The organism is Bradyrhizobium sp. CCBAU 25360 (genome assembly GCF_028128695.1).
Lineage (GTDB): Bacteria > Pseudomonadota > Alphaproteobacteria > Rhizobiales > Xanthobacteraceae > Bradyrhizobium > Bradyrhizobium ottawaense.
Genome location: NZ_LBJA01000027.1, coordinates 18,331 through 35,629, shown reverse-complemented (window position 1 = coordinate 35,629; position 17,299 = coordinate 18,331). Strand labels below are relative to the sequence as shown.

Annotated in this window: 13 protein-coding genes and 1 pseudogene; 6 read left to right on the top strand and 8 right to left on the bottom strand. The window is 64.7% G+C overall.

The features are described from left to right. Positions 1 to 228: 228 nt before the first annotated feature. On the bottom strand, positions 229 to 2,292 hold the full coding sequence (locus tag XH81_RS05680) for an AsmA family protein (RefSeq protein ID WP_038950747.1): 2,064 nt from the start codon (positions 2,290 to 2,292) through the stop codon (positions 229 to 231). Between the two features lie 245 nt (positions 2,293 to 2,537). Here XH81_RS05680 and XH81_RS05675 point away from each other — a divergent pair, with 245 nt between their 5' ends. After that, positions 2,538 to 3,212, top strand: a complete 675-nt coding sequence (locus XH81_RS05675) for a Crp/Fnr family transcriptional regulator (RefSeq protein ID WP_097669207.1) — start codon at positions 2,538 to 2,540, stop codon at positions 3,210 to 3,212. A gap of 143 nt (positions 3,213 to 3,355) precedes the next feature. Here the strand turns inward: XH81_RS05675 and XH81_RS05670 are convergent, their stop codons facing one another. The 4 genes from XH81_RS05670 to XH81_RS05655 form a co-directional block, all read right to left on the bottom strand. Next, positions 3,356 to 6,490: an efflux RND transporter permease subunit gene (locus tag XH81_RS05670; RefSeq protein ID WP_028143893.1), complete on the bottom strand. Its 3,135-nt coding sequence runs from the start codon at positions 6,488 to 6,490 to the stop codon at positions 3,356 to 3,358. Next, the gene (locus XH81_RS05665) at positions 6,490 to 7,419 is read right to left on the bottom strand and encodes an efflux RND transporter periplasmic adaptor subunit (RefSeq protein ID WP_028143894.1); all 930 of its coding nucleotides are present in this window, start codon (positions 7,417 to 7,419) and stop codon (positions 6,490 to 6,492) included. The genes XH81_RS05670 and XH81_RS05665 overlap by 1 nt, the downstream gene beginning before the upstream one ends. Before the next feature lie 158 nt (positions 7,420 to 7,577). Continuing rightward, a complete protein-coding gene (locus tag XH81_RS05660; RefSeq protein WP_038950746.1) occupies positions 7,578 to 8,261 on the bottom strand; it encodes an OmpA family protein in 684 nt (227 codons plus the stop codon). 159 nt (positions 8,262 to 8,420) lie between these two features. Beyond that, positions 8,421 to 9,977: a caspase family protein gene (locus tag XH81_RS05655; protein WP_271596078.1), complete on the bottom strand. Its 1,557-nt coding sequence runs from the start codon at positions 9,975 to 9,977 to the stop codon at positions 8,421 to 8,423. Between the two features lie 382 nt (positions 9,978 to 10,359). Here XH81_RS05655 and XH81_RS05650 point away from each other — a divergent pair, with 382 nt between their 5' ends. Continuing rightward, positions 10,360 to 11,166, top strand: a complete 807-nt coding sequence (locus XH81_RS05650; protein ID WP_271596077.1) for an N-acyl homoserine lactonase family protein — start codon at positions 10,360 to 10,362, stop codon at positions 11,164 to 11,166. Between the two features lie 112 nt (positions 11,167 to 11,278). Here the strand turns inward: XH81_RS05650 and XH81_RS05645 are convergent. From XH81_RS05645 to XH81_RS05635, 3 genes and pseudogenes are all read right to left on the bottom strand, one after another. Further along, positions 11,279 to 11,359, bottom strand: a pseudogene (locus XH81_RS05645) (MarR family winged helix-turn-helix transcriptional regulator); the annotation flags it as partial. Positions 11,360 to 11,444: 85 nt separating this feature from the next. Beyond that, positions 11,445 to 12,164: a class I SAM-dependent methyltransferase gene (locus XH81_RS05640; protein ID WP_038973104.1), complete on the bottom strand. Its 720-nt coding sequence runs from the start codon at positions 12,162 to 12,164 to the stop codon at positions 11,445 to 11,447. Between the two features lie 85 nt (positions 12,165 to 12,249). Continuing rightward, positions 12,250 to 12,792, bottom strand: coding sequence for a MarR family winged helix-turn-helix transcriptional regulator (locus tag XH81_RS05635; protein ID WP_212429555.1), 543 nt, complete (start codon positions 12,790 to 12,792; stop codon positions 12,250 to 12,252). A 110-nt stretch (positions 12,793 to 12,902) separates the two neighbouring features. Between XH81_RS05635 and XH81_RS05630 the strand changes: the two genes are divergently transcribed. Genes XH81_RS05630 through hmgA form a run of 4 tightly spaced genes read left to right on the top strand, consistent with a single transcriptional unit; the run spans position 12,903 to position 17,110 of the window. After that, complete coding sequence (locus tag XH81_RS05630; protein ID WP_212477547.1) at positions 12,903 to 14,534, top strand: FAD-dependent oxidoreductase; 1,632 nt, start codon at positions 12,903 to 12,905, stop codon at positions 14,532 to 14,534. Positions 14,535 to 14,542: 8 nt separating this feature from the next. Then, complete coding sequence (locus tag XH81_RS05625; protein WP_028143901.1) at positions 14,543 to 14,767, top strand: DUF2783 domain-containing protein; 225 nt, start codon at positions 14,543 to 14,545, stop codon at positions 14,765 to 14,767. 37 nt (positions 14,768 to 14,804) lie between these two features. Further along, the gene (locus XH81_RS05620) at positions 14,805 to 15,761 is read left to right on the top strand and encodes an MBL fold metallo-hydrolase (RefSeq protein WP_271596076.1); all 957 of its coding nucleotides are present in this window, start codon (positions 14,805 to 14,807) and stop codon (positions 15,759 to 15,761) included. A 2-nt stretch (positions 15,762 to 15,763) separates the two neighbouring features. Then, a complete protein-coding gene (gene hmgA / locus XH81_RS05615; RefSeq protein WP_271596075.1) occupies positions 15,764 to 17,110 on the top strand; it encodes a homogentisate 1,2-dioxygenase in 1,347 nt (448 codons plus the stop codon). Positions 17,111 to 17,299 lie beyond the last annotated feature (189 nt).

Sequence of the window (17,299 nt, the reverse complement as noted above, 5' to 3'; positions counted from 1 at the left end):
CGCCATCGACGCTGCGCGCTCACGGGCCGTGCAGGCCCTTCCCGGCCGTTCTATCACAATTTGGGCCAAAGGACCGCCGCGCGGGCCGGGGACCGGCCGGCGTGGTTACTCCCTGTGGACGCCGGGGCCGGCGGAAGGCCGGTGAATTGCCGCAGCCTCATCCGTTCGGAGGAAGCCGGTGGCGGGGAAGCTGATGTAAGGGGATTGCCGTGGAGCCCAGCCCGCCAATCACCGGTTAAAGAGTTGCCGCAGCACGTCGTTCATTGGCTGACTGTCCTGCTGAGCGACCGGCGGGTCCTCCAGGGCCGGAGCCGCGGGCGAGGCCTGTGGCGCGGGCGCAGAGGGCGTTGCCGGCAGGCTGCGGCTGCGGCCACTGCCTGGCGCGGCGCCAGTGCTGCTTCCCGCGCCGCTGGAAAGTCCCTGCTGAATCAAATTGCCGATGGCTTCGCCCAAGGGGCCGCCGAGCAGATTGTTCTGCCCCGGCTGCTGGGCTTGCGGATTGGCGTTGCCGGCCGCGTTGCCGCCGGGTGCAGTCGTGCCACCGAGACCCAAACTCCCCAGAATGTTGCCGAGCCCGGCGCCATCAGGGCCGAACAGGCCCTTACCCATCTCGCGCAGCTTGGCATAGGCGGCATCCGGATTGTCCAGCATGCCGGCCATATCAGGGTAGATCTTGGGCTGCGACCAGCTGCCCTGGATCATCACGGGAATGCCGAAGCCGACGGGCTCATTGGCGCGGCCCTGGCCTTCGGTCGTCATCACCAGCTTCGGCTCGACGCGAAAGCCCATCATCTTGGTGTCGAGCGCGATGGTGCCGGCACCGGTCACGCGCACCAGCGGCCCGATCAGGTTGAGATCGGTCGTCACCGCCTGGCCCTTGTCGATGCGGAACGAGGCCGAGAGCTGCGACAAATCCGTGCTCTGCTCCTGGCCGGCATTCTGGTTGTCCTGCCAGCCGGACAGCGTGCCCGATGTCAGCGAGCGAATCATCTGCGCGACATTGATGCCGCGGATGGCGCCGTCCTGGAAATTGACGAAGGCTGTGCCCTGCATGTTGGCCATCAGCGCGCGCTGGCTGGTGCCCGCGCTGCGAAGAGCGAGCTTGGCCTGCAGCTTGCCGTCGATGCGGTCGAATTCGGCAAGGCCCTGAAGCAGCGGCAGCGCACGCACGCCGACGAGATCGGAATGCATGGCAAAGCTCGGCGCGCCGGTGGTTGCATCGAGGATCACCTCGCCGGAGACCTGGCCGCCATAGGCGCCGAGATTGGCGGTGCCGGCCTTCAGCACGCCGCCGGCGAGCTTCGCATCGAGCGCCAGCGGCGCGATGCGGGCATCGCCGATCACGGCTTCGTTCGCCGAGATACGCACCTGCGCATCGACATAATTGAGCCCGGAGACGTCGATCGGCGCATTGCTCCAAGGCTGCCCGGCTGCGCCCTCCGGCGATTTCGCCAGCGGAATCGCCAGTCGCTGGAAGTCGAGGTCGAGCTTGACCAGCGGCTTGCTCGCAATGTCGACCGAAGCCCAGCCGTTGAATGTGCCATCGCCGAGCCGGCCATTCACGCCGTTGATCATCACGACGTCGCCGTTCATTCGCATCTCGGCATGGCCGGTGAGCTGAGACTTCAACACGTCGGGCATGTCGATGGCGAAATCCACCGGGATCGTCGGCCGGTCGGCCGGCGGCGCCGGCGTGGTCGCCTTGATGTCGAACTTGGTCGGGTGGTCGCCGACGCGCGCGGTGCCGGTGACATTGACCTTGCGGTCGCGGCCGATGGTCGCCTCCGCGTTGATGGCACTGATGCGGCCCTCGACACGGTCGCGCACGCGCGCGAATGCGACCTCACCGTCGGTGACCTTGATGCGGTCGATGGATGCCCCGCCGACATCGAGCGCGAGCGGCTTCGACGACCCCCCCGCATTCGGCAGGCGTTCACGCAGCAGCGGCTGGTAGAGCACCGGATGGGTGACGATCAGCTCGCGGATCTCAGGGCGGCCCGACCACACGCTGGAGAGCGACATGTCGGCCTGCACGCTGTCGACCGTCACGCGCGTGATGCCGCTGCGATCCCGGGGGTCGGCAAGCGAGAGGTCGTTCAGGGTGACGTTCAACGTCGGCCACAGGCTGATCTTCGTGGTGCCGTCGATCGAGAGACGATAGCCGGTCGCGCTCTCGACGCGCGAGGCGATCGTCGACGTCAGGAAGCCCGAGGGGATTCCGACCACCAGCAGGAGTGCGATCACGACGATGACGGCGGCCAATGCCGCGCCGGCGAATTTTACTGCTCTCATCTCGACTTTCCACTGACGGACGATCGGCGTCGAATCCCGCCGGCTATCCATCCTTCGCGGCCGAGTTTATCCCGGGACGGGAAGCGGCTCCAAGCGCGTAAAAATAGTCAGGGGGTGCTGCAAAGTTATGTGACTTATGACACACTTCCCCGACGCGGTTTTACGCGATCCTGATCGTGATGGTTTCAAGCGATTTGCCAAGCGTCTGACAAGATGACTGACCAGGACTTCACAAGGACATTGAAATGAGCAAGCAGGCCGAATTTGCGGTCATTTTGAAGATGAACGCGATGTTCGCGGATCTCGGTGCAGACGAGCTCCAGCGGCTGTCCAATCTCTGTCACACCCAGCACCTGGGGAACGGCGAGGTGCTGTTCCAGAAGGGCGATGCCGGCAACGCGCTGTTCGGCGTGCGCCGCGGCCAGATCCGCATCGAGACAGGTGCCTCCGACGGCAGCCGGCTGACGCTCAATTTCATGGGCCCGGGCGACCTGTTCGGCGAGGTCGCGGTGCTGGACGGCCAGAATCGGACCGCGGATGCGACCGCCGGCGAGGCCAGCGAATTGTTCGTGCTGCGGCGCGAAGATTTTCTCAGCTTCCTCGAACGCGAGCCGAAGGTCGCGATCAAGATCATCGCGCTGCTGTGCCAGCGCATCCGCTGGCAGAGCGAGCGCATGGAGGAATCCATGCTGCAGCCGCTGCCGGTGCGCCTGGCGCGGCGGCTCTGCGCGCTCGCCGCCGATTTCGGTTCCGAGGTGCACATCTCGCAGGAGCAGCTCGGCGTCTTCGTCGGTGCCGCCCGCGAAAGCGTCAACCGCCAGCTGCAGGCCTGGCGCAAGGAAGCGATCCTCGATCTCCAGCGCGGCCGCATCCTGCTGCGGAACATGACCAAGCTGACCGCGATCGCGCGGAACGAGTAGGGATCAGCCGAACGCAGCCCACGAATGCAGGGCTTGCCGGTGCAGACTGCAGGATCGAGCGTGTCCGCGCGAAAGTTATTGGGTAACATAGCGCCCTGAAGGCGCCCTGCGTTGACGCGCCCCTCCGGCCGCTCGCCTAAATTTTACTCCGCAGCACGGTGGGCGACGTCTTTCGGTGCTGGTGCCGCTCCGTGATGACCGTCCGTCTCGGCATCCTCGCTGTGCACGATCAGCCGCTTGGCGAAGCGCCAGATCAGGGCGCCGAGATCGTCCATCACCATGAACATCGCGGGCACGAACACCAGCGACAGGATGGTCGAGAAGATCAGGCCGCCGATCACCGCGAGCGCCATCGGCGAGCGGAACTCGCCGCCGGCGCCGACCGCGAGCGCGCTCGGCATCATGCCCGCGGCCATCGCGATCGTGGTCATCACGATCGGCCGGGCGCGCTTCATGCCGGCGTCGATCATCGCCTCTTCGCGCGGCTTGCCGGCGTGAATGGCTTCGATCGCGAACTCCACCAGCATGATCGCGTTCTTGGTGACGATGCCCATCAGCATCAGAATGCCGATCCACACCGGCGTGGTGAGCTGCTTGCCGGTGATGAGCAGGGCCGCGATGGCGCCGCCGATCGAGAGCGGCAGCGAGAACAGGATGGTGATCGGCTGCAGGAAGGTGCCGAACAGCAGCACCAGCACGGCGTAGACCATCATCAGGCCCGCCGTGATCGCGGTGGCGAAGCCGTCGGACAGTTCGTTCAGGCTTTCGGCGTCGCCGGAGGGAGAGACCTTCACGCCCTTCGGCCGGCTCTTCATCACCGGCAGGTCGTAGATCTTCTTGGTGGCGTCGCCGAGCGCGGCCGAACCGACGAGGTCGGCGGCGACGGTCGCCTGCCGCTCGCGATCGTAGCGGTTGATGCTGGTCGGACCCTGGTCGAGCTTGACGTCGGCGATGACCGAGAGTGGCACGCCGCCCTTCTCGCCGTGCTCGCCGAGCGGGACGCGCAACTGCTCCAGCGTCTTCAGATTGCCGCGCGCGGCATCCTCGAGCTGCACGCGGATCGGCACCAGGCGGTCGCCGACGTCGAACTTGGCGAGCGCGGGTCCGACATCGCCGATGGTGGCGACGCGGATGGTCTGCGACAGGCTTTCGGTCGAGACCCCGAGCCGCGCGGCGAGATCGGCGCGCGGTTCGACGCGCAGCTCCGGCCGCTCCAGCGTGGTTTCCGAGATCACGTTGGAGATGGTGGGAATCCGCTTCATCTGCGTCGCGAGCTCGCTCGCGAAATTGTTGACGATGTTGGCGTCGACACCGGTCACGACCAGCGAGATAGCGCGCAGGCCGTTCTCGTCGAGGAACCAGAAGCGGATGTCGGGAATGTTCTCCAATTCCTGGCTGATCGAGAATTCGAGCTCGCGCTGGGTGATGTCGCGGGCATCCTTGGGCGTGTAATTGATGATCAGCGCGGCGCGCCGGACTTCCTGGGTGCCCGGCGGAACGCGCCCGCCGTCGACGAAGATGCTCTTCACCTCGGGCCGCTTGCGCAGGCGCGCGACGATGTCCTCGGTGACCTTTTCGGTATAGGCGAGCTGGGTGCCCGGCGGCAGCTCGAGCGCAAGCAGCGAGCGCGAACTGTCCTGCGCCGGCAGGAAACCCTGCGGCAACAGCGTAATGCTCCAGATCGAGGCGGCGAAGACGCCGAAGCCGACCAGCACCGTGATGAAATAGTGTTTTACCGACCAGGCCACGATCCTGTGATAGGACCGCAGCACGCGGCCGGGCGGCGGTTCTTCGTGAGTGCCAGGCTTGAGGAAGTAGGCGGCGAGCACCGGCGTGACGAAGCGCGCCGCGAGCAGCGAGAAGAACACCTGCACCGAGACGGTGATGCCGAACTGCTTGAAGAACTGTCCGGCGATACCCGACATGAAGCTCGCCGGTGCGAAGATCGCGATGATGGTGAGCGAGATCGCGATCACCGCGAGGCCGATCTCGTCGGCGGCTTCGAGGGCGGCACGATAGGGCGACTTGCCCATGTTCATGTGCCTGACGATGTTTTCGATCTCGACGATGGCGTCGTCGACCAGAATACCCGTCGATAGCGTGATGGCGAGGAAGCTGACGAGGTTCAGCGAGAAGCCGAGCAGGTCCATCGCCCAGAACGCCGGGAAGATCGACAACGGCAGCGAGATCGCGGCGATGATGGTGGCGCGCAGGTCTCGCAGGAACAAGAGCACGATGACGACGGCGAGGATGGCGCCTTCGAACAGGGTCGAGATCGCCGCGTGGTAATTGCCGTTGGTATATTCGACCGAGGTGTCGATCACCTTCAGGTCGACGTCGGGATAGGCGGCCTTGAGTACGTCGATGCGCTTCTGCACGGCCTCGGCCACCTTGACGTCGCTGGCGCCCTTGGAGCGCTTGATGCCGAGCGCGACGATCGGCTCGCCGTTGAAGCGGGCGAAGGTGCGGCGGTCTGCGATGGTGTCGGTGACGGTGCCGAGATCGTCGAGCCGGACCTCGCCGCCGCCGAACAGCGGGATCATGGTGCCGGCAAGATCGCTCAGCGTCTTTGCGCCGGCGAGCGTGCGGATCGCCTGGTCGTTCTTGCCGATCTCGGCCCGGCCGCCGGCGACGTCGACATTGGTACCGCGCAGGCTCTGGCTGACATTGACCGCGGTCAGCCCCATCGCCTGCAGGCGGTCGGGATCGAGCGAAACAAGAATCTCGCGCTCGACACCGCCGATGCGCTCGACCTGGGCGACGCCGCGCACGCCTTGCAGCGCGCGCTTGACCACGTCGTCGACGAAATAGGAGAGCTGCTCGGGCGTCTTGCCGGGCGAAATCGCGGCGTAGGTGACGATCGGCAGGCCGATGACGTCGACGCGCTGGATCAGCGGCTCGGTGACGTTCTGCGGCAGGTTCGAGCGGACACGCGTCACCGCGTCCTTGACGTCGTTGAGCGCGCGGTCGGTGTTGGTTTCAAGCGCGAACTGGATGGTGGTGACCGACACACCGTCGGTGATCTGTGAGGTAATGTGCCGCACGCCCTCGACGCCGGAGACGGCGTCTTCGACCGTCTTGGTCACCTGCGATTCGAGCTCGGCGGGCGCCGCGCCGAACTGCGATACCACGACCGAGATCACGGGAATGTCGGCCGAAGGCAGCCGCGTCACCGCGAGCTTGGTGAAAGACACCCAGCCGAGAATCAAGAGGATGATCGAGAAGACGACCGACGGCAGCGGATTCCGGATCGACCAAGCCGAGATATTGAGAGCCATCAGCGTACCCGCGTGCGATCGAGTTCATCGGCGAACATGGTCTTGATCTGGTCGCCGTCATGGAGCGAAGAGCCGGCGTCGGCCACGACGATTTCGCCGACGTCGAGGCCTTCCAGGATTTCCGTCGCGTTGTCGGACGAGAGCCCGACCCGCACCTTGCGCGTCTCGATCGTGTTGCCCTTGACGACCTGAATGGTGAGATGGTCGATCGCGGTCTTGGGGATCGAGACGCCGCAGCTTCGCTTGGCGTCGATCGAGGCGCGGGCGAATACGCCGACCTTCAGCGACGGATTGTTGGTAACGCTGATGCGGACGCGGCCGAGCTGCGTGGCGCGGTCGATTTCGGGCGCAACCAGCCGGACCCGGCCGATCAAATCGGGCGCGTCGTCGCGGCTGATCCGCACGGTGGCGCCCGAACTGAGCTTGGGCATGTGCACCGCCGGAACCTGAGCATCGAGCTCGATCTCGTTGTTGACGGCGATGCGGAACATCGGGCCGGCCTGCGGTGAAGCGGGCGCGCCGACAATGGTGCGGACTTCGGTGATGAGGCCCGGCGCAGGTGCTTTCAGCGAGATCGGGCCTTGCGGACCGGGTCTCTGCGGCTGCCCCGGGATCTGTGGCGGCGCGGTCAGGCGCGCCAGCTCCTGGTTGTCGGCAACGACGGTGCCTTCGGTGACGAAGAGGTCGGTGACCTTGGATCCTTCCTGGTCGGCGATGACCACCGCCTCGCGGCGCGGCACGAAGAAGCCGGTCACCCGCACGAGGTCGGAGAAGCAGGCATTGGTCGACTTCGTCACGATGACGAGCGCCTCGCTCTGCGTCTCCTTCGGCTCGGCGCGCTTCCGATGCTCGAACAGGTAATAGCCGACGCCGAGCGCGACGACGAACACCACCGTTCCGGCAGGCTTGAGATATTCGGAGAGATTCATCGCCGGATCATCCTGGCCTGGCTCACGGCCGTCCGCGCGAGGCCCATCGAGAACGTTTCCCTGAAACAAAGCGGCGTCCCGCAAGGCCGCGGGACGCGCTTTGGAGGCGAGACTTTACACCACATCACGACTTGTCACTTCAGAGGATTGCGTCGTGCTCACTTCGATGCGGTGGTCTTGTTTTCCATGTTGACGACCTGCACGCGGCGGTTGGCCTCTGCCATCGGCTGGCTCGGATTCTTCAGCTTGCTCTTGCCGTAGCCGACGGTGACGAGGTCGGTGGCGGAGATGCTGTATTTGTCGACGAGATAGCGCTTGATCGCATCCGCGCGGCGTTCCGACAGGTCCTGGTTGTAGGTTTCGCCGCCGGCGGCATCGGTATGACCGGCGACCACGAAGGTGGAGCCCTTCAGGTCGGGACTGGTCAGCGCGCGACCGAGCGCCTGCACGGACGGCATCGACTTGGCGCTGATATTGGCGGAGTTGTAGTCGAACGTGATTTCGAGATCGATGTTCGGCTTGTCCTTGGCGACCGACGCGATTTCCTCGCGCTCGGTCGAGGACAGCGAACGCGTCGAGCGGCCGCGCACCGACTGGATCAGCTTGGTCTCGGCCGCGTTCGGCGCGGGATCGGCCTGCGGGGCGATCGAGAGGCCGCGGGTCAGGGGCTTCTTGGCCGGCGGCGCCAGCGCGCGGACGATGTCGTCCTCGGTGACGTTCTTGCTGTTGCCGTCATCGCCAGCGAAGGCCGGCGAGGCCGGCAGCGACAGCGTGGCGCCAAGAGTGATGCCAAGAGTGATGATGGACAGGATCGCGGTAAGTCCCTTTGCAGCCGATTTCATAACCAGTCCCTCCTGCGCAGCCAGCTCGCGCGGTTCCAAAATTCCTGCCAAAATTCCTGCAATGAGCCCCCCGGGGAAGGCTGCCTGCGGCATCCGTTCGTTAGTCTTCCCTGGGCCACCAGGGGTTCGAGGCGCCGCCTGCCTCAATTCAAAAAAATACTAGCGCACTCCGTAGCTTGCGAACTCCTGAACGATGTTCGGGTCCATTGCCTTGGCATTGGCGATATCAAGCGCGCCTTCCTGGGCGGAGCCATTGCGCTGCTTGGCGAGGCCACGTCCGTAGAGCGAGGAAGTCAGGCGCGGGTTGATCCTGAGGGCCGCATCGAAATCGGCGATGGCATTCTTGACCGCGCCCGATTTGAGGTTGACGAGCCCGCGGCTGTCCAGCGCATCGACGAAGTTGGGCCGCAGCCGCAACGCCTCGTTGCAATCCTTCAGCGCGCCCTGGAGGTCGCCGACCACGGTGCGGGTCCAGCAGCGGTTGTTCAGCGCCTCGACATCCTTGGTGTTGATCCGGAGCGTGTCGTCGAAATCCTTGATGGCGAGGTTGTAGGCGCCCTTGCTGGCATAGACCTGGCCGCGCCGGTACAGCGCGTTCACGTCATCCGGATTGGCGGCGATCTTGGAGGTCAGGCTCTTGATCGTGGGATCGTCGGCCAGCGCGGCAGCGCTCGGCCCGCTGTCGGTGCTCGGTGCCGGAGCGGGATCAATCGGTTTGACCGGCGGTGGCGGCGGGGGCAGGGCGGCCTCGACCTGCGGCTTCGGCGTGGGGGCCGGCGCAGGCGCAGGCGCTGGCGCTGGCGCTGGTGGCGAAGCAGGCGCGGGCGCCGCAGCGGTGTCGGCCGGCTTCGACGGCGGAGGCGGTGTCGGCGGCGCGGGCGGTGACGGCGGCGGGTTGTTGGCGACGACCGGCGGCGGCGCGGGAGGCGCGGGCGGCGTCGCCGGTGCCGGACGCGACCCGCCAGCTCCCGGGCTGAACGAGAAATCTTCGGCCAATGAAGAGGATATCCACGGCACCTGCTCGCCGCGCGAAGCGCGGGTGACGCCCATCTTGGTCCGGTTCAGTGTCTCCTCGGCCATCAGGTCGGGGACCCGGATTTCCTTCAGGAGCTCCTGGACGAACAGGCTGTGCTCGCCGCCGGCGTCGGAGACCACCGAGGCCAGCGCCGCCGAATACATCACCAGCGTTCCGTTCGGCGCGATGACCGGGGTCAGGCCAGCCGAGAAACTGCGGAACCGGCGCTCGAACGGATTGCGCCTGGAGGCGTCGATCAGCGCGATCTTGACGCCGGCGCCGCGGGTGTTGAGCTCGCCGAGGACGGTCTCGAGGCTGAAACCGTCGCGGCGCACGTCGGATTCGGTCCAGATCTGCGCATCGATCGGCAGCATGTAGCTCTGGCGCGCCGACTGGATGCCGAAGCCGCTGAAGAATACCAGCGCCACCGATCCCGGCTTGATCTTGCCGTAGAGCTTGTCGAAGGCGCGGCGCATGCCGTCGCCGGTCAGATTCTCGGCGATCTCGACCGAAAAGCCGTCGCGCTTGAGCTCGTCGGCGACGTCACGGGCATCGTTGATCGGTTCCTTCAGCGGGGCATCCGCATCCGGGTACTTCGCGTTGCCGATGACCAGCGCAAAGCGGTCACCGGCCGCAAGCGATGGGGCCGTCGGGACGAGCGAGATGAGCAAGGGCAGAAGAAGAAAGAAGCGAATTTTCATAATCAGCGCGGTCCAGCCAAAAAGGCGCCGTTACCAGCTTGCGCCGCGGCGACCTTAACTTACGCTTCCTGCATTATCAAACCGGGGACGGAGGGCGTCAACCACTTGGAGATTCGGCGTTATCGCGACGATTGACCGCAACGCCCGGGTGCGCCGCAGGGGGAATAAGCAGGCTGTCATGTTTGTGCTCGACGTGATCCGGCTCGATCTTACCGGCGGCACGTTAGGGCCTCCATGGCGACGAAAATGTGATTGGTCTCACATTGAGGGCATGCCTCCGTCGCGCCGCGAGGCGTTTGACCTTTGCAGCGGACAATGGCTTGGTGCGCAGGATCGTCCCGGAAGGTCCACTCAGAAAAGCAAAGCAAAAAGCAAAGAAATCATGGGAAACGCCTACGAAATCTACGCGCTGCGCTATGCGACGATGTCGCCGCGCACCCCCAGCATGAACTTCCTTCAGCCCGATCCGCATGACAGCGCGGCGCAGGACCTCGACTATTTCGTCTGGCTGATCCGCGGGCACGGCCGCGACATCCTGGTCGACACCGGCTTCAATGCCGAGGAGGCGAGCGCGCGGGCGCGCAAGCTGACGCTCAATCCGGTCGACGCGCTGGAGTGTTTTGGCGTCAAGGCATCGAGCATTCGCGACGTCATCGTGACGCATCTGCATTACGATCATGCCGGCAATCTCGACCGCTTCCAGAATGCGCGCTTCCATCTCCAGGAGCGCGAGATGGCTTATGCGACCGGCCGCTGCATGTGCAACGGCCTGCTGCGACATCCGTTCTCGGTCGAGCACGTCACGCAGATGGTGCGCCACGTCTATGGCGAGCGCGTCACTTTCTATTCGGGCGACGGCGAGGTCACGCCCGGCGTCACCGTGCACCGTGTCGGCGGCCATTCCGACGGCTTGCAGGTGGTCAAGGTCGAAACCGCGCGCGGACCCGTGGTGCTGGCGTCCGATGCCGCGCACTACTACGCCAATCTGCAGCGCAAGAGCCCGTTCCCGATCGTCTACAATGTCGGCGACATGGCGGTCGGCTGGGAGACGATCGAGCGCCTCGCCGGCCATCCCGATCGATTCATCCCCGGCCACGATCCGATCGTGACGGAGATCTATCCGCGCGCCAGCGACAAGGTCGATGCCTGGGCACTGCATCTGCCGCCGACGCGGTCGTTTGCGAAGTGAGGGCGAAGCCGTCATTCCGGGGCGCGCGAAGCGCGAACCCGGAATCGCGCGCCACAATCTCTGGATTCCGGGTTCGCCGCTTTGCGGCGCCCCGGAATGACAGCGTCGGCAAATACGCCTGCTTGGCGTCGGCCTCTTTGCTGGTCTGGATCAGGTCAAGACTCGCTTCGATCTTGCCGAGCCGGGTCGAGAGCGCCGGTTTGAGTCTCGATCGGCAATTCCAGTCTGACCTTTTCCTCGGGCGTGTGCGGTCTCCGAGACGGGCGGCAGATATGGTTTCAACGAGTGCCGGCAGGATCCACACAAGCAACGATATCGCGGGGAGATTTTCGAGCCGCTAGCTCCGGCGGAGAGAATATCGCCAGGTATCCTCCGTCCCCTGCGAGCTTAGATGTGGCGACCTCGCGATAGCCGACGGCAGTTAATTCGCAGCGCAAGAGCTCAATTGGCGTGCCGTGCTTCGACGTCGGAAGCTCAAGATCGACAATTCCCACCCGTGCACCCTGCTTCAAGGCGGGCGCGAGATTGTAGAGGAAGGCATAGGGTTGGGCTATCTCGTGATACATATGCGCAAGGATTGCGGCGTCCAGCGAGGAAGCGGGCAGACGCGGGTCGTGGGGTTCGCCGAGCGCGAATTGCACGTTCGTTAACTTCAGAAGTTTTGTTCGCCTGGCGAGTTCGACGAGGTAATCCCGCGTGACGTCCTGGGCAACGACAGAGCCGGCGGGTCCGACGAGGTGCGAGAGCCTGACCGTGTGGTAGCCACTGCCTGCTCCAATGTCACCGACTGTCATACCTGGTTTCAGTTCAAGAACGCGTGCGATTTGACCGGCCTCATTGAGGGCGTCGCGGCGCTCTTCGGCGGAGCGGCGCGGGCTGACGATTCGTGCGACAGGGCGCTGCGGTGAGGGAAACTCGTTTGCAGCGACTCCGGGGGGAGCCAGATAACCCATGTCAACCGCGTATGCGCGAGCTGCAGCAAAGGCCACAAGTAGCATCGCTATATACGCCACTGCCGTCACGGGCCTACCAAGCTTTCTCAACCGGACTCCCAAAAGCCGACGTCTGCGCCTCTATGAGTCGCTAATACGCCTGCTTGGCGTCCGCTTCCTTGCTGGTCTGGATCAGATCGAGACTCTCCTCGATCTTGCCGAGCAGCGTCGAGAGCTGCTTGCGCTCCTGCGCGGAGAGGCAGGCGAGGATCTCGTCCTCCCGCCGCAGCAATTGCGGGAACAGCTCTTCGTAGAGCGCGCGGCCCTTCTTCGTCAGTTGCAGGCGGAATTCGCGGCGGTCGGCTTCGTTCTCGACCCGCTCGATCATGTCCTCGCTGAGCAGCGTGGTCACCGCGCGGCTGATGGTGGATTTGTGCGTGCGGGTGCATTGCGCGATGTACTGCGCGCTACAGGCATCGTTGCGGAACCCGAGCGTGGCGATCACGCGCCACGCCGGAATGTCGAGGCCATGCCGTTCCTGATATTCGACCGAGAGCGCGGAACTGACCTCGGCCGCGAGCCGGTTGAGGCGGAACGGCACGAACTTGAACAGATCGAGTCGGGCTTTTGGCCGCGCCGAGGCCTCATCGGCTTGCCGTGCCTTCAGTGCGATATCGCCAGATGTCCTCGCCAAGGGGCGCGCTCCGAATTCCAGTTGACGGCCGGCCGGCTCCGGTCCAAAATAGTTGCACGTGAGACTATCTAGCAGATCAGTGCTCTCCTGACCATAGCCGAGGTTCGAGTATGGCGCAGGCCAAGCCACTTCAGGTCAAGACACATCAGGCCAAAGCCCAGTTCGGCTATCGCCGCCATGCCGATCAGGACCGCGCCGGCCAAGGCCCGGCCGAGCATCCGGTCGTGGTTGTCGGCGCCGGCCCGGTCGGGCTGTCGCTCGCGATCGATCTTGCCCAGCGCGGTCAGCGCGTCGTCCTGCTGGATGACGCCGACCGCATTGGCGAAGGTTCGCGCGCGATCTGCTTCTCGAAGCGGTCGCTGGAATATTGGGACCGGCTCGGCGTCGGCGACCGCATGGTCGCCAAGGGCGTGGTGTGGAGCGTCGGCCGGATCTTCCACGGGGAGTCCCTGCTCTACCAGTTCAACCTCCTGCCTGAGGACGGCCACAAGCGGCCCGCCTTCATCAATCTCCAGCAATACTACGCCGAGGCCTATCTGGTCGATCGCATCAGCGATCTGCCCGAGATCGACCTGCGCTGGCGCAACAAGGTGACGGCGCTGGAGCAGCGCAACGACGGCGTGGCGCTGACGATCGAGACGCCGGAGGGCGCCTACCGCCTGCACGCGCAATATGTGATCGCCTGCGACGGCGCGCGGTCTTCGCTGCGGCAGATGGTCGGCGCCGAGTTCGCGGGACAGGTGTTCGAGGACCAGTTTCTGATCGCCGACGTCAAGATGACCGCGGAATTCCCGACCGAGCGCTGGTTCTGGTTCGATCCGCCGTTCCATGCGGGACGTTCCGCGCTGCTGCACCGGCAGCCCGACGATGTCTGGCGCATCGACCTCCAGCTCAATCGCTACGCCGATCCCGTGGTCGAGAAGAAGCCCGAGAATGTGCGGCCGCGGATCGCGCGCATGCTCGGCCACGACAAGTTCGAGTTCGAGTGGATCTCGCTCTACAAATTCCAGTGCCGGCGGATGGACCGCTTCATCCATGGCCGCGTGATTTTCGCCGGCGATTCCGCGCATCAGGTTTCGCCGTTCGGCGCCCGCGGCGCCAATTCCGGGCTCGAGGACGCCGAAAATCTCTCCTGGAAGCTCGATCGCGTGCTGCGCGGCACTTCGCCCGCAAGCCTGCTCGAGAGCTATCATGCCGAGCGCAGCATGGCGGCCGACGAGAACATCCGCGAGTCGACACGCTCGACCGATTTCATGGCGCCGAATTCGCATCAGGAAGCGCGGCTGCGCAAGGCGGTGCTGTCGCTCGCCAAGGAGACAGAGTTCGGCAAGCGCATGGTCAACGGCGGCCGGCTGTCGGTGCCGTGCAGCTATGACTCGCCGCTGTCATCGCCGGATGCAGATGTCTGGGGCGGCGGACCGTCTCCCGGCTGCTCCATGCTCGATGCGCCGGTTGCCGAGCAGGCCTATCTGACGGACGCCTTCCGCAAGGGGGGAACGGACTTCACCTTGCTGTCGTTCAGCAATGGTGCGGCGATTGATGTGCCCGACGGGGTCAAGGATGTTCGCATCGGCGGCGAGGGCGGACTTGCCGATCCCTCGGGCCTCGTCGCAAAGCGCTATGACGCCGCGCCGGGTGCTGCCTATCTGCTCAGGCCCGATGGCTATGTCGCCGCGCGCTTCCGCCATCCGACGCGCGCCGCGATCGCGGCTGCGTTGTCGCAGGCTCAAGGTCTCAATTGAGGTTTCGCATGCCGTTGTCCACCAGCTCCAACTTTGCGCGGCCGGACGATGCCTTTCGCGCCATCGTCGAGGCGCATCGCGGGCTCACCGAGGAGCAGAGCGCCGATTTCGATGCGGCGCTGGTGCTGATCCTCGCCAACCATATCGGCGAGATCGATGTGCTGCGTGAGGCGATCGAGCTTGCCAAGCGCCGCATGATCGACGGTCAGCAGCAACAACAGCAACAACAATAACCCAAACAATAACCCAGAAGACTCAAAGGACGAATTGATGGCGAAGAACTTCGCATCCACCGGCGATCTCTCGGAAAAGAAGATCACCTTCTCCGAGATCGGCACCGATCTCTATGCCTTTACCGCCGAGGGCGATCCGAATACGGCCGTGATCGTCGGCGACGACGGTTGCCTGGTGTTCGACGCGCAGGCGACGCCGGCGATGGCGAACAAGGTGATCGAGCGCGTCCGCACTGTGACCGACAAGCCGATCAAATATGTCGTGCTGTCGCACTATCACGCCGTGCGCGTGCTCGGCGCCTCCGCCTACAAGGCGCAATGCATCGTCGCCTCGCAGGAGACCTATCGTCTGATCGAGGAGCGCGGCAAGCAGGATTGGGATTCCGAATACGGCCGCTTCCCGCGGCTGTTCCAGGATGCGCAAAGCATCCCCGGCCTGACCTGGCCGACGCTGACCTTCGAAGGCGAGATGTCGATCTATCTCGGCAAGCGCGAGGTGCGGCTGATGCAGCTCGGGGCCGGCCACACCTCCGGCGACATCGTCGCCTGGGTGCCTGATGCCGAAGTGATGTTCTCCGGCGACCTCATCGAATATCACTCGGCCTGTTATTGCGGCGATGCGCATTTGCGCGAATGGCCGATGACGCTGAACGAGATCCGCAACTTCAATCCCAAGGCGATCGCGCCGGGCCGCGGCGATGCGCTCAACGGCACGGCTACGGTGCGCGAGGCCATCGCAATGACGCGCGACTTCGTCACTTCGCTTTATGGTGCGGCCGAAATCTCGGTGGCGAAGGGGCGCACGCTGAAGGAATCGATGGCCGCGACCCGCGAGGTGATGGATCCGAAATTCCACAGCTTCGCCATCTACGAGCACTGCCTGCCGTTCAACGTGTCGCGCGCCTTTGACGAGGCGTCGGGGATCGACGATCCCGTGATCTGGACCGACAAGCGCGACCAGGACATGTGGGCAGCCCTGCAAGGAGGAGGATAGTGATGAACATCAACACCTCGCCCGATCAGATCGTCCGAAGCTCGGCGCAGGTCACCCCGGGCTACATGTCCGGCTTCGGCAACAGCTTTGAGACCGAGGCGCTGCCGGGCGCGTTGCCGATCGGGCGCAACTCGCCGCAGCGCTGCGCCTATGGACTCTATGCCGAGCAATTGTCCGGCTCGCCCTTCACCGCGCCGCGCGGCACCAATGAGCGCTCCTGGCTCTATCGCATCCGCCCCTCGGTGAAGCATTCCGGCCGCTTCGAGAAACTTGATGCCGGCCTGTGGCGTTCGGCGCCATGCCACGAATACGATCTGCCGATCGCGCAGATGCGCTGGGACCCGACGCCGCTCCCGAAGGACGATGTGACTTTCGTTCAGGGCGTGCAGACCATGACGACGGCGGGTGACGTCAATACGCAGGCCGGCATGGCCGCGCATGTCTACCTCATCACCAAATCGATGGTGGATCAGCATTTCTACAATGCCGATGGCGAGCTGATGTTCGTGCTGCAGCAGGGCAATCTTCGACTCGTCACCGAGTTCGGCCGCATCGACGCCGAGCCCGGCGAGATCGTGGTGATCCCGCGCGGCGTCAAGTTCCGCGTCGAGATTCCGAACGGGGCGGCGCGCGGCTATCTCTGCGAGAATTACGGCGGCGCGTTCACGCTGCCGGAGCGCGGGCCGATCGGCGCCAACTGCCTGGCCAATGCACGCGACTTCCTCACCCCCGTCGCGCATTACGAGGACAAGGACACGTCGACCGAGCTGTTCGTGAAATGGGGCGGCTCGCTGTTCAAGACCACTCTGCCGCATTCGCCGATCGACGTCGTCGCCTGGCACGGCAATTACGCGCCCTACAAATACGATTTGCGTACCTTCTCGCCGGTTGGTGCGATCGGCTTCGATCATCCCGATCCCTCGATCTTCACGGTTCTGACCTCGCCGTCGGAGACCGCGGGCACCGCGAATATCGACTTCGTGATCTTCCCCGAGCGCTGGATGGTCGCCGACAACACCTTCCGTCCGCCCTGGTATCACATGAACATCATGAGCGAGTTCATGGGCCTGATCTACGGCGTCTACGATGCCAAGCCGCAAGGCTTCGTCCCCGGCGGCATGAGCCTGCACAATTGCATGCTGCCGCACGGCCCGGATCGCGACGCTTTCGAGCATGCCAGCAACGGCGAATTGAAGCCGGTGAAGCTGACGGGGACCATGGCCTTCATGTTCGAGACCCGCTACCCGCAGCGCGTCACCGCGCACGCCGCGAACGCGTCCACGCTGCAGGACGATTACGCGGATTGCTGGAAGGGGCTGGAGAAGCGGTTCGATCCGAGCAAGCCGTAGTCTCTCTTACCCTCCCCTGGAGGGGGAGGGTCGTTACGCATGCAGCGAAGCGGAATGCGTAGCGGGGTGGGGTGACGGTCTCTCCGCGAGTAACGCTGCCCGTGTTGAGAGATCACCCCACCCCGTCCCATATTTCGCTGCGCTCAATATGAGCCGACCCTCCCCCTCCAGGGGAGGGTGACACCGTCA